Annotated in this window: 13 protein-coding genes and 1 pseudogene; all 14 read left to right on the forward strand. The window is 35.7% G+C overall.

Annotation, left to right across the window (positions count from 1 at the left end):
- Nucleotide 1: 1 nt before the first annotated feature.
- Nucleotides 2-733, forward strand: coding sequence for an ABC transporter permease (locus tag AB8S09_RS11610; RefSeq protein WP_294183787.1), 732 nt, complete (start codon nt 2-4; stop codon nt 731-733).
- Between the two features lie 198 nt (nt 734-931).
- The gene (gene rhaB, locus AB8S09_RS11615; RefSeq protein WP_369869165.1) at nt 932-2332 is read left to right on the forward strand and encodes a rhamnulokinase; all 1401 of its coding nucleotides are present in this window, start codon (nt 932-934) and stop codon (nt 2330-2332) included.
- 32 nt (nt 2333-2364) lie between these two features.
- Nucleotides 2365-3621, forward strand: coding sequence for an L-rhamnose isomerase (gene rhaA, locus AB8S09_RS11620; protein ID WP_294183789.1), 1257 nt, complete (start codon nt 2365-2367; stop codon nt 3619-3621).
- A gap of 8 nt (nt 3622-3629) precedes the next feature.
- Nucleotides 3630-4454 (forward strand): rhamnulose-1-phosphate aldolase, encoded by an 825-nt coding sequence (rhaD, locus tag AB8S09_RS11625; protein ID WP_294183791.1) that lies wholly within the window; start codon nt 3630-3632, stop codon nt 4452-4454.
- Between the two features lie 107 nt (nt 4455-4561).
- Nucleotides 4562-4876 carry an L-rhamnose mutarotase gene (rhaM, locus tag AB8S09_RS11630; RefSeq protein ID WP_369869166.1) on the forward strand — a complete coding sequence of 105 codons (315 nt, stop codon included), beginning with the start codon at nt 4562-4564 and terminating at the stop codon, nt 4874-4876.
- A 24-nt stretch (nt 4877-4900) separates the two neighbouring features.
- Nucleotides 4901-6163 carry an MFS transporter gene (locus AB8S09_RS11635; RefSeq protein WP_369869167.1) on the forward strand — a complete coding sequence of 421 codons (1263 nt, stop codon included), beginning with the start codon at nt 4901-4903 and terminating at the stop codon, nt 6161-6163.
- Between the two features lie 136 nt (nt 6164-6299).
- Nucleotides 6300-7307 carry an AraC family transcriptional regulator gene (locus tag AB8S09_RS11640; RefSeq protein ID WP_369869168.1) on the forward strand — a complete coding sequence of 336 codons (1008 nt, stop codon included), beginning with the start codon at nt 6300-6302 and terminating at the stop codon, nt 7305-7307.
- A 263-nt stretch (nt 7308-7570) separates the two neighbouring features.
- Complete coding sequence (locus AB8S09_RS11645; protein WP_369869169.1) at nt 7571-8584, forward strand: response regulator transcription factor; 1014 nt, start codon at nt 7571-7573, stop codon at nt 8582-8584.
- 188 nt (nt 8585-8772) lie between these two features.
- The gene (locus AB8S09_RS11650; RefSeq protein ID WP_369869170.1) at nt 8773-11328 is read left to right on the forward strand and encodes a glycyl radical protein; all 2556 of its coding nucleotides are present in this window, start codon (nt 8773-8775) and stop codon (nt 11326-11328) included.
- Between the two features lie 58 nt (nt 11329-11386).
- The gene (locus tag AB8S09_RS11655) at nt 11387-12313 is read left to right on the forward strand and encodes a glycyl-radical enzyme activating protein (RefSeq protein ID WP_369869171.1); all 927 of its coding nucleotides are present in this window, start codon (nt 11387-11389) and stop codon (nt 12311-12313) included.
- 24 nt (nt 12314-12337) lie between these two features.
- Entirely contained in the window at nt 12338-12628 is a 291-nt protein-coding gene (locus AB8S09_RS11660) for a BMC domain-containing protein (protein WP_294183809.1), read from the forward strand.
- Nucleotides 12629-12649: 21 nt separating this feature from the next.
- A complete protein-coding gene (gene pduB, locus AB8S09_RS11665) occupies nt 12650-13480 on the forward strand; it encodes a propanediol utilization microcompartment protein PduB (RefSeq protein ID WP_294183804.1) in 831 nt (276 codons plus the stop codon).
- Between the two features lie 14 nt (nt 13481-13494).
- Nucleotides 13495-13614, forward strand: a pseudogene (locus tag AB8S09_RS11670) (propanediol utilization microcompartment protein PduB); the annotation flags it as partial.
- Between the two features lie 30 nt (nt 13615-13644).
- The coding region (locus AB8S09_RS11675) for a BMC domain-containing protein (RefSeq protein ID WP_369869174.1) at nt 13645-13779 on the forward strand (135 nt) is incomplete at its 3' end.

The following is a 13779-nucleotide window of genomic DNA, read 5'->3' on the forward strand; positions in this document are numbered from 1 at the left end:
TATGAAAAGTATATATAAAGTGGAATTATTAAAGTTGAAGCACTCTAAAATATTGAACATAGTTATGTTTGTTCCACTTTTCTTTGTAATATTGGGTCTTACGAATTTTCTTAGGTATAGAGAACTTTTTACATCAAAAGGACAAAATGTATGGAATCAAGTATATATTCAAAGCTCGCTGTTTTATGGCTTGTTTATTATAGCATTGTTTATTACTATAGTTGTAGCTATTCTGGTGAGAATAGAAAACAGCGAGGATAATTTTAAGTGGATGCTGACTTTGCCTGTGGAAAGGGGGCAGCTTTATAGGGCGAAGCTTCTTGTGGCCTGTGGCATAGTGTTTTTAAATCTTGTACTGTTTATGCTTCTTACAATTCTGGCCGGATTGATTGTGGCACCGCAGAATCAAAGTATGCCTGAAGAGTTCATATATGCTCCACTGCTTTGTATTATAGCTTCATTGCCTGTTATAGCAGTTCAATATTATCTGAGTATGAAATTTGAAAATATTGCTGTGCCTCTTGGAATTGGACTTGTATTTTCTCTCCCTGCGGTTTTGATTGACAATACCGGATACTGGATGTTTTTCCCATGGGATTATCCGGGCAGGGTATTGGTAGGTGCAGCAAATGAAAGTTTTAATTTTCCTCCTTATATGTATGCGGTATCTGTTATTTTGTTTATAGTATTTACACTTGTGGGAGAAAAAGAATTTAAAAAAAGAGATATTTGAAAAAAAGGGTCCAGCTGCCGTAAAGCAGTGACCCTTTTTTTATTTAAGTCTGATTTTGACAGTAAGTAAAGCTTTTCTAGACACTGTGATAACGATTAAGTTAATATATAATTTTAAATATAAATTAATCTATAGGGATAATATCAAGTGATTAAATATTTTAAAGTCAGTAAATTTTAAATAAGGGGAGTAAAAATTATGGATTACTATTTAGGCATAGATATTGGTGCCTCTAGTGGAAGACATATTTTAGGCCATATGGAAAACGGCAAATTAAAAATTGAGGAAATTTATAGATTTGAAAATGGAATAAGTAAAATAAACGACGAGTACTGTTGGAATATTGAAAAATTATTCAACGAAGTCAAGAGGGGTATAAAAAAATGCAGAGAGATAGGTAAAATTCCTAAAACCATAGGAATAGATACATGGGGAGTTGATTTTGTACTTCTTGATGAAAAGGATAAACTAATAGGAAATGCAGTATCCTATAGAGATGACAGAACTGAAGGAATTATGGAGAAAGCATTTGAAAAGATGCCAAAGGATATACTCTATCTGCATACGGGAATTCAATTTCAAAGATTTAATACTCTCTACCAGCTCCTGGCTGTAAAGGAAAAACATAATGATTATCTAGACAGGACAAGAACATTTTTAATGATACCTGATTACTTGAATTTTTTATTAACTGGAAAAAAGACGGCAGAATACACCAATGCCTCAACCACACAGCTTGTAAATTCTTTTGATAAAACCTGGGATAGCAATATTTTAGATACTTTTGGAATAGATAAAGATATTTTTCAAAAGATAAGACTGCCTAAGACAAGGTTAGGTAGGTTGAAGTCCGAACTTGCTGATGAATTTGGCTTTGATGCAGATGTTATCCTGGTTGCATCTCATGATACTGGGTCTGCTTTTATTGCTTCAGTCTGCAATGATGATGAAAGTATATTTTTGAGCTCTGGAACATGGTCACTTATTGGTGTAGAAAACAGTTTTCCGATATGTGTACCCCAGGCTATGAACTACAATTTTACTAATGAAGGCGGTATAGATTATAGATATAGATTTCTAAAAAATATAATGGGACTTTGGATTATACAGGAAGTGAGAAAAAATTTAAACAATAGATACAGTTTTGAGGAAATAGCAAATATGGCTGGAGAACATATGAATTTCAAGTCAATAATCAATGTGGACGATGACAGATTTTTGAAACCGCAGAATATGATTCAGGAGATAAAGAAGTACTGCAGTGAAACGTCACAGGATATTCCACAAAATTTGGGGGAGATTGCATTTTGTGTTTTCAATAGCCTTGCTCGCAGTTACAAAGCTTCGGTAGAGTCTCTTGAGGAAATATTTGAAAAAAAATTTAAAAAAATAAATATTTTTGGTGGCGGATGTAAAAATGAATTTTTAAATGAACTGGTAGCGAAAGTTACCGGGAAAACTGTAATTGCCGGACCTTCAGAAGCAACGGCCATAGGAAATATTTCAGCACAGCTTCTAAGTACTGGAGTATGTAAAGGTATAAGCGAGGTGAGAAAGCTAATAAGAAAATCTTTTAATATCAGAAAATATTTAGGCTAGTAAAATAAAAATGGAAAAGTGAGGTAAATTAGATGAATGTTGAAGAAAAATATAAAGCGGCGAAACAGGAATATGAAAAGTGGGGAATAGACGTTGACGATATTTTGGAAAAATTGAAAAAGATCAAGATATCCATAAATTGCTGGCAGGGTGATGATATTACAGGGTTTGAAGTGAACCCACGAAAACTGTCAGGAGGGATTGCCGCCACAGGGAATTATCCTGGTAAAGCGAGAAACCCGGAAGAATTAAGAAAAGATTTGAGTGAAGCAATGAACCTTATTCCTGGAAAACATAAGGTTAATCTTCATGCAATATATGCTGAAACTGGTGGAAAATTTGTAGATAGAGATGAAATAAAGCCTGAGTATTTTGAAAACTGGGTGTCCTGGGCAAAGAAAAATGGCCTGGGTTTAGATTTCAACCCGACTATATTTTCTCATGAAAAGGCTGATGATGGTCTTACACTTTCTCATCCAAACAAGGAAATTCGTGATTTTTGGATAAGACACTGTATCATTTCAAGAAAAATTGGAGAATATTTTGGAAAAGAACTTGGTCAAACCTGTTTGACAAATATCTGGATACCAGACGGATACAAGGACATTCCAAGTGATAGGCTAGGGCCAAGAAGACGGCTCAAAGATTCTCTGGAGAAGATATTCCAGGTAAAGACAGATAAAAGGTATAATTTGGATTCTGTGGAGTCAAAGGTATTTGGAATAGGAGCTGAATCCTATACTGTAGGTTCCAGTGAATTTTATTTGAATTTTGCAGCAAAAAATGATGTGCTGTGCTTGATGGATACAGGGCATTATCATCCTACGGAAAAAGTTTCAGACAAAATTTCATCAATGCTTCTATTTTACGATAAAATTGCCCTGCATGTAAGCAGACCGGTTCATTGGGACAGTGATCATGTTATAGTTTTTGATGATGAACTTAAGGAGATTGCAAAGGAGATAGTAAGAGATAATGCACTTGACAGGGTGATAATAGGACTTGATTTTTTCGATGCAAGTATCAATAGAATAGCTGCATGGGTTATAGGAACGAGAAATATGATAAAAGCACTTTTGTATGCGATGCTTCTGCCGAATGGAAAGTTAAAAAAACTCCAGGATGAAGAAAATTATACTGACAGACTTGCCCTGATGGAAGAATTCAAGACATATCCTTTTGGCGCTATATGGGATTATTATTGCAAAATAAATGATGTCCCTATAAAAGAATCATGGCTTGATGAAATAAAGAGGTATGAAAAAGAAGAATTAGCAAAGAGAGAGTAGGGATAAAATTGAAAGTTGAAGATTCAAAATTTGTAAAAGATTTTATAAAACTCACTTATGATGCTTGGCTTAAAGGCTGGCACGAGCGTAATGGTGGAAATTTGAGCTATAGAATATCAGAAGATGAAATAAAGGGCGTAGAGGAGGAATTAGATCAAAATTCGGAGTTTATATCTATAGGTGTATCTGTTCCCAATTTAGCCAATGAGTATTTTCTGGTAACTGGCAGTGGAAAATATATGAGAAATGTAAAGCTTGCTCCCAAAGCTAATATAGGTATAGTCAAAATAGATGGAAATGGAGAAAATTATAAAAAAGTGTGGGGACTTTTAAATGGTGCAAATCCCACCAGTGAGTTTCCATCACATCTCATGAGTCATTCTGTTAAAAAAGAAATTACAGACGGTAGAAATAGGGTCATATACCACGCGCATGCTACTAACCTGATTGCACTTACTTTTGTATTGCCGCTTGACAGCAGAGTATTTACAAGGGAACTTTGGGAGATGGCCACTGAATGCCCTGTGATATTTCCCTCAGGAATTGGGGTTGTACCTTGGATGGTACCGGGAGGTACGGCAATTGCAAAGGAAACCAGTAAACTTATGAGGGAATTCGATGTAGTAGTATGGGCTCATCATGGAGTTTTTGCTGCAGGTGAAACCTTAGATAGCGCATTTGGTCTTATGGATACAGTTGAGAAATCAGCTGAAATTCTTGTAAAGGTATTGTCTATGGGAGGAAAAAGGCAGACTATAACTGCAAGTGATTTTAGAGATCTTGCCGGAGCTTTCCATGTTACTTTACCTGAAAAATTTTTATATGAAAAATAAATTACTTAAAATGTTATTTTGCATTCTGTATTCTATATACCCTGGGTTATGGATGCGGAATGCAGAAATATTTATTATATTTTATGTGAAATAGGAGGTATATGTAAGTGATTAGAAAGGGAACCATAATGAAATTATATAAAGGATTTGAAGATGAATATCAAAGAAGACATAGCCAGATTTGGCCTGAAATGGTTGACATGCTGCACGAATATGGAGCAAGAAATTATTCCATATTTCTGGATAAAAAAACAGATACTTTGTTTGGGTATATTGAAATAGAAGATGAAGAAAAGTGGAACAGGAGTGCAGAGACAAAAATCTGTAGAAAATGGTGGAATTATATGAAGGACATAATGGAAACGAATCCAGACAATAGTCCTGTATCAGTGGATTTAAAAGAAGTATTTCATATGGATTAATAATGGTAATTGGGAGGAATTTAGATGTCCGGTAAAGAAACTAATTTTAAAGAAACATTAACTGTTTCCATGTCTAATTTTTTGGATGCGGGCGCAATAGTGGCAGGCGCAAGCGGACTGACATTGTGGATGAATTTCCTGCATTTGAATGATATGTCTCTAGGACTTCTTGGAGCAGTTAGTGCCAATGGGTTTGGAGCAGCACTTGGAGCACTGATAGGTGGTCCTTTGGCTGACAAATATGGAAGAAAATTTATCTATAGGTATGATCTGCTGTTTTATATGCTTGGTGTTGCTTTGATAGCTCTATCGGCCAATTTTCCTATGCTTTTGATAGGCTATATTATAACGGGAATGGCAGTAGGTGCGGTGGTTCCGGCTTCATGGAGTTATTTGGGGGAACAGGCTCCCGCTGGAAAGCGCTGTGCAAATATTGGATGGGGCCAATTTTCTTGGTCGTTTGCACCTATGACAATATTTATCATGTCTATTTTTTTAAACAGACTTGGGCTTCTGGGCAACAGGATTATGTTTGGGATGTTGTTTGTTGTGGCATTGATCACATGGATTTTACAGCAGCAAATTGAAGAATCTAAAATCTGGAAAGAAGAAAAACAGAGAGAGAAATCAAAGGATTTTGTGAAATCTCCTACTAGTGAAATATTTACAATTAAAGCAAACAGGCAAGCTTTTGTTTTATGTGCGGGAACTTATACTCTGTGGAATTTGGTTGCAGGACTTCAGGGATATTTTCTACCTTATATTTTTACCAGAATAGGCAACTTGAATAATTTACAATCCAATGGTTTAAATGCGTTTATTTGGTTTATGATAGTTGTATCCACTTATTTTGTATTTATAAGGAAAGGAGATATTTGGAATAGAAAAGTAGTGTTTTCGGTAGGATGTGTTATGGAAGTTATAGCGTGGATTATCCTTGTTTTTGCTCCTATGAAATGGACTTCACTTGTAATTTTTGATATATTGTGGGGAATCTCTGCAGGATTCAGCGCGCAATGCTTCTTTGCACTGTGGAGTGTGGAACTGTTTAAGACAGAATATAGAGCCAAGGCACAGGGAATTATATTTTTTTTGGTACGTGGTGGAGTTGGGGTAATTTCTTTGGTTTTCCCGACTATGTTGACGGCCTTTGGTTTTCAGAGAACAGGTCTTCTCTTAATTGCAGTTTTGGCTATTCAGCTGATTATTGGGTTGGTATATACGCCTGAAACCAGAGGAATGAGTGTTTATGAAATAGAGGAAAAAAGATATGGAAATAATTATTAAATAAAAGATAGATTGTGTTTTAATCCTACTCAATGTAAAATATATACGGGAGAGCTGTAAGGGGCATTGGTCTAGTAATACCAGGCCCCAATCTGTCACTGCAGATTGCTTGGACCATAAAAATAAATTATAAAAGGTGATATATGTGGACATTGGAGATTTGGATAAAAAACTCAGAGAAATGAGCCCCAGTGAAAAAAAGTTGAGGAAATTGTCAAAATATAAGAAAGATAAAAATTATAGCAAGAGACTTGAGGGCTATTTTTCAAATGAAACCGGGGATAACAGCTGGGTGATAAACAACTCTAAGCTCATGAAGAAATCTGAGGATATCTCTATTCATAAGCATGACCGGTTTACTAGGTTTGATAAGCACAAGCATGACTATCTTGAATTGGTGTTTGTTTATTCTGGGAGCATAAGGCAGATTGTTGATGATAAATCTATTGAAATGAAAAAAGGTGAAATTCTGATTATGGATATGAATGTAGAGCACAGCATTGAAGAATCAGGAGAAAATGATATAGCTATAAATGTATTGATAAAAAAAGAATTTTTCGACTGGGTATTTATGAATCAGATTGCAGACAATGATTTAATGTCAAATTTTATTGTCAAATCATTGTATGAAAAGGATAAATTTAAGCGCTTTTTATATTTTAAGACTTCAGACAATAAAAAAGTATGGGATTTTATGATCAACATATTGATGGAATATTACGATAATAAAACTGGTATGAAAACCGCCATAAGGGCATACATGATACTGTTGTTCAATGAATTATTGAGAGACTATAACAGATATTTGCCTAATAACATAATTTATAAAATAGATTCAAGTGCAACGGTAGAAATTATGAAGTATATAGGAAACGATTATAGGAACATAGTGCTTAAGGATTTAGCCGAGCATTTTAATTATAGTACCGACTATATGGGTAAATTGGTTAAAAAGATTACAGGGAAAACGTTTAATGAACTTCGTAGGGATATAAGAATGCGGCGTGCCAAGTATTTGCTTAAAAATTCAAATATGTCTATATCCGATGTTATTTCAAGGGTTGGATATTCCAATTTAAGCTATTTTTATAAGCAGTTTAGAGAGGATACAGGTATTACTCCAGATGAATATAGAAAAATTTAAATCCATGGCTTTTACTTTTGAATTTGTTGAAAATTATCTTTAAGTATAGTAATATGTTAATATAAAAAGGCTGTAAATGTTTACTCGAGCTGGTATATTGACGGGTGAAATATGTGGATGCGGCTTCTAAAATTCAAAAGGGAATAGAAATGTAAAAGTGAATCTACTGACATATTGGCATATATGAAGCTAATAGAAATCAACCTAAAAATTTAAAGCAGAATCTTAAATTTTCACAGTTGAGGGTAGAGGAGAATTATAAAATGTGTAGGATACTACTTGCTGATGATGAATATTTGGAGATAGAAGTTTTAAAATCTATTATAAGTAAAGAGATGGGAGAAAATAGCGTTGTTGGTGAAGCACGTAATGGTAAACAGGTTATTGAAATGAATGAGACTTTAAACCCTGACATAATATTTATGGATATAAAGATGCCTGTAATGAATGGACTTGAAGTTGCACAGATGATAAAAGAGAAGGACAAGAATAAGCCAATTGTTCTTATAAGTGCCTATGGTGATTTTGAGTATACCCAAAAAGCTATAAGGGTAAAAGTTGATGACTATTTGCTAAAACCTGTAAGACCTGAAAAGATAATTCAGCTGCTTAGAAAGTTTATAAGTAGTGATAAGAAGTATTTTGCCTGTAAGTATAAGTTTAAACTTTTGGAGAATATTAAGGAGTTTAGATATAGGCAGGCAAAGATAATGCTGCTTAAAATAATAAAATGCATTGAATATTTTAGTATGGACGATGTCAATGGATACTGTATCAAGTTGGCAAGACAGATGACAAATTTAGCAGGTGAAATGTTTGGGGATGTTTATTTTAGGAGAGCTCCCATCTGTGATTTTAAAACATTTATAAACATAGAGGATATCAAAAATTATTTGATGGGTATACTGGATGGGATATTTGATATAATAATTGACAACAAATTTTTTTTGTACGGAAATGAAATGAAGTTTGTATTGAATTTTGTAGAAAAGAACTTTAAAAGTAACATTACATTAAAAGATGCTGCTGCCTATGTAAATTTGAGCGTAAGTTATCTGAGCAAATTGTTCAAAAAAAGTATAGGTATGAATTTCAATGAATATCTTACCAGCCGCAGGATAGAAGAAGCAAAAATTATTTTAAGTGATAGAAGGGTAAGTATAAACAATTTGGCATTTAACGTAGGGTATAATGAACCCAATTATTTTTGCAGGGTCTTTAAAAGAAAAGAGGGAATAACGCCTTCTGAATACAGAAAAAAATTAAATAAAAAATAAAATTAAATGACATGGGATTCTGAATATTTTGGAAGCCCATGTCATTTTTTGCAATATCAATATAGTCATAGGATAAAAATTTATCTAAAGAGGACAAAAAAATATTAAAAGAAATATAGTTGTACTGATATGATAATAAGTGTAGTGAAATTTAATTTATCTGTATATTCAGATGGGAGGAAAAAGTAATGGATGCTTTAAATAGGGGGTTTAGCAAACCAACAAAGAGAGTAGAAATGCTGAAGGAACAAATACTGTCATCAGTTCCTTGTATTGAAGTGGAAAGAGCTGTTTTGGTTACTCAGTCTTACAAAGAAACTGAAGGTGAACCAATAATAATTCGAAGAGCTAAGGCACTGGAGAAAATCTTAAATGAAATTCCCATAGTTATTAGAAAAGGTGAACTTATAGTTGGAAGTATAACTAAGAATCCAAGATCATCTCAGATTTATCCGGAATTTTCAAACAAGTGGTTGAAAGACGAATTTGACACTCTTGGAAAAAGGAAAGGTGATTCATTTCAAATTTCGGAAGAAGTAAAGTCTAAATTGACAGATATATTTGAATATTGGGATGGTAAGACCACCAATGAACTGGCTACTTCTTATATGCCTGAAGAAACTATTGATGCTATGAATGCAAATGTATTCACCGTTGGAAATTATTATTTCAACGGGATAGGACATGTTTCCGTGGATTATGGTAAGATATTAGCCAATGGTTTTAACGGTGTCATAGAGGAAGTGAAGACAGCTGCTGAGAATGCAGATAAAAACGATCCTGATTATTTGAAGAAAAGGGAATTTTGGAAAGCTGTTATCATTTCCTGTAGAGCTGTGATAAATTATGCCGAAAGGTATTCAGAACTTGCTCAAAGATTAGCGGATGGATGTCAGGATTCCGTTAGAAAAAATGAATTATTGAATATTGCAAAAATATGCAAGAAGGTTCCGGCAGATGGTGCAAGTACATTTTATGAGGCATGTCAGTCATTTTGGTTTGTAGATGAAATAATAAATATAGAATCCAATGGTCACTCAGTTTCTCCAGGACGTTTTGATCAGTATATGTATCCTTATTATAAAAATGATGTAGCAGTTACAAAACAAAATGCCCAGGAGCTGATAGATTGTCTGTGGGTTAAATTGAGTGATATAAATAAAGTCCGTGATAAAGTTTCCACAGAAGCATTTGGCGGATATCCCATGTTTCAAAATCTTATTGTAGGAGGTCAGACTCCAGAAGGTGAAGATGCCACTAATGAAATATCCTATATGGCTATAGAAGCTACTGCTGAGGTAAGACTTACTTCACCTTCGTTTTCGGTTAGGATATGGTCAAAAACTCCAGATGAATTTTTGCTCAGAGCTTGTGAATTGAGCAGAGAGGGACTTGGCATGCCGGCTTATTATAATGACGAAGTTATTGTGCCTGCCCTGGTAAATAGAGGATTGACATTGGAAGATGCCAGAGATTATGGAATAATAGGCTGTGTTGAACCGCAAAAGGGCGGCAAGACAGATGGATGGCATGATGCGGCATTTTTCAATTTGGCAAGAGTACTTGAACTAACCATAAACAACGGCAGAGACAACATGAACGGTGGAAAACAACTGGGACCAAAAACAGGAGAATTTGTATCTTTTAGAAATTTTAAGGAATTTATGGAAGCTTTTAAGAAACAGATGAAGTATCTTGTACACCAATTAGTTAATGCAGATAATTGCGTAGATCTTGCCCATGCGGAAAGAGCACCTCTTCCATATTTGTCCTGTATGGTTGATGATTGCATAGCAAGAGGAAAGTCTGTACAAGAAGGGGGAGCACATTATAATTTCACAGGGCCTCAGGGAGTTGGAACTGCGAATATAGGTGATTCACTGGAAGTTATCAAAAAGGCGGTTTTTGAGGACAGGGCTGTTACGCTTGCACAGTTGAAAGAGGCACTTGATGCGAATTTTGAGGGTAAAGGTACTTGCAGTATTAATAGTAGTAATAATGTAGATGACGAAAATTCGGAATATGATCTGGTTATGTCTATAGTAAACAGGGTTTTGTATGAGAGAGGCCAAATTTCAAAAGAACAATTGGAAGATAAGTTGCAAAATACTGATAAATCTCCAGTTGCTAGTAAAGACAAAATGGAAGATCTCAGACAGATGCTCATGCACAGAGTGCCTAAATTTGGGAATGATATAGATGAAGTTGACGAATTGGCAAGGCAGGGAGCACGTATATATTGCAAAGAAGTGGAAAAATATACAAACCCAAGAGGAGGAAAGTTCCAGGCAGGGCTTTATCCTGCATCCATAAATGTATTTATGGGGACTCATGTAGGAGCAACTCCTGACGGAAGAAAGGCACGTGAACCACTTGCAGATGGTGTATCTCCAGTTAGGGGAATGGATACAAACGGTCCAACTGCAGCTGTAAATTCTGTAGCAAAGCTTGATCATTTTATAGCATCGAATGGGACTCTTCTTAATCAGAAATTTAATCCTAATTCTCTTAAAGGGGATACGGGATTGAAGAACCTGGCATCTCTTATAAGAAGCTATTTTGACCAAAAGGGAATGCATGTACAATTTAATGTAGTGGACAGGCAAACACTTGTAAATGCAAAGAAACATCCGGAACAGTATAGAGATTTGGTAATACGTGTAGCCGGATACAGTGCTCAATTTATATCCCTTGATCCTGCAGTACAGGATGATATTATCGAAAGAACTGAGCAGAGTTTCTAAAATTTAAAAATATAGATATTTACAGAAGGCTGTACTCTGAAACAAGGTGGTAGATAGAATGAAAAATGTGATCAATTATGGTGAAAAGGGAATAGTTTTCAATATACAAAGATTTTCTGTAAATGATGGACCAGGAATAAGAACCATAGTATTTTTAAAAGGATGTCCTTTACGCTGTAAATGGTGCAGCAATCCGGAATCCCAGTCCTATAGTAGAGAATTGATGTTTAACTCCAAAAATTGTATTGGATGCGGCAAGTGTAAGAGAGTATGCAAACGTGGTGCTATTGATTATAGTTCACCTTATAGGGTTGACAGGAATAAGTGCGTGAATTGTGGTAATTGTGCGAAAGTATGTTATCCGGGGGCACTTGTAATGTCAGGTGAAGAAAAAACAGTTAGGGAAGTAGTTAGTGAATTAAAAAAAGATAGCATTCAGTTTAGAAGATCCGGTGGAGGCGTGACTCTTTCAGGAGGTGATCCACTTACCCAACCTGAATTTTCTCTAGAACTTTTAAAGGCATGTAAAAGTATGGGATGGAGTACGGCTGTGGAAACCGAGGCGTATGTTCCTGCGGATACAATTGAGAGTGTCATACCCTGGGTTGATGTTGTGCTTTTGGATATAAAAAATATTGATACGGATAAGTATTTACGGTATACAGGTGTAAACAACGATATAATATTGAAAAATGTAAAGAGGATATCCGAACTTGGAGTCAGGACTATTACCAGAGTCCCTGTTATTCCAAAGTTTAATGCCGATGAGAAAAGCATAGGTAAGATAGCTGAATTTACGAGATCTCTAGGTACTGTAGATGAGTTACATCTTTTACCATATCATAAACTTGGAGTGAATAAATATAAGTGCCTGGGAAGAAAATATGAATTGGAAAATATGGAAACCCCCGATAGAGAGTATATGGAAAAATTTAAAAAGATAGTGGAAAGTTATGGATTGAAGTGTAATGTTGGAGCTCGTTAACCTAAATAAAAATAAGGAGTGATTATAATGCATGATGCATTGGGAATGATAGAAACAAGAGGGCTGGTAGGAGCAATAGAGGCCGCAGATGCCATGGTAAAGGCAGCAAATGTAGTTCTCATAGGATATGAAAAGATTGGTGCAGGGCTTGTAACTGTAATGGTGAGAGGTGATGTTGGAGCTGTGAAGGCAGCTACTGATGCCGGAGCGGTTTCAGCCAAAAGAGTAGGGGAAGTTGTTTCAATACATGTTATTCCAAGACCTCACGCAGATGTTGAAAAAATACTTCCTAAGATTCCAGAAATTTCAAAATAATTTGATCAGAGGTAGATATAAATGGATGATAAATTAGTAGAAAAGATTTTAAAAGAAGTTAGAAAGGAAATAGAGAAAAATGATACTGGTATGGTACCTTCCAAACCTTCCAGTAAGAATATTAAAAAAGAGGAGGTAAATGCAATGAACACACCATCGCCGATAACTGAATTTGTTGGGACGGCAAACTATGGAGACACAGTGGGACTCGTAATTGCCAATGTAGATAGTATGCTCCATGAAAAAATGGGCATTGACAAAAAATATCGCTCTATAGGAATTATAAGCGACAGGACAGGGGCTGGTCCGCAGATAATGGCTGCGGATGAAGCTGTAAAAGCTACTAATACAGAAATTGTAAGCATTGAACTTCCAAGAGATACCAAAGGTGGAGCAGGTCATGGTGCCTTGATCATATTTGCATCGGAGGATGTATCGGATTCCAGAAGGGCAGTTGAAGTTGCACTTAGAGATACAAACAGGACTTTTGGAGATGTGTATGGATTTGATGCAGGCCACGTGGAACTTCACTACACTGCCAGGGCAAGTTATGCACTTAACAAGGCATTTGGTGCTCCAATAGGAAAATCCTTTGGTATAGTAGTGGGAGCTCCGGCAGGACTTGGAGTTGTAATGGCAGATAAGGCACTTAAGACTGCAAACGTGGATTTGGTAAGTTATGCAAGCCCGGGAAATGGAGGGACTTCATTTACAAATGAGGTTATCATAACTATAACTGGAGATTCAGGGGCTGTAAGACAGTCTGTAATTGCTGCCAGGGAAGTTGGACTGTCCATAGCAAAATCCATGGGACAAAATCCCGTATCCACTACGGGCAAGCCGTATATTTAATATGGAAATTTATNATAACTGGAGATTCAGGGGCTGTAAGACAGTCTGTAATTGCTGCCAGGGAAGTTGGACTGTCCATAGCAAAATCCATGGGACAAAATCCCGTATCCACTACGGGCAAGCCGTATATTTAATATGGAAATTTATTTTTTTAAGGAGTGATTATAATGCATGATGCGTTGGGAATGATAGAAACAAGAGGGCTGGTAGGAGCAATAGAGGCTGCAGATGCCATGGTAAAGGCAGCAAATGTGGTTCTCATAGGATATGAAAAGATTGGTGCAGGGCTTGTAACTGTA

Source organism: Clostridium lapidicellarium (assembly GCF_041224415.1).
Taxonomy (GTDB): Bacteria; Bacillota; Clostridia; order Clostridiales; family Clostridiaceae; genus Clostridium_B; species Clostridium_B lapidicellarium.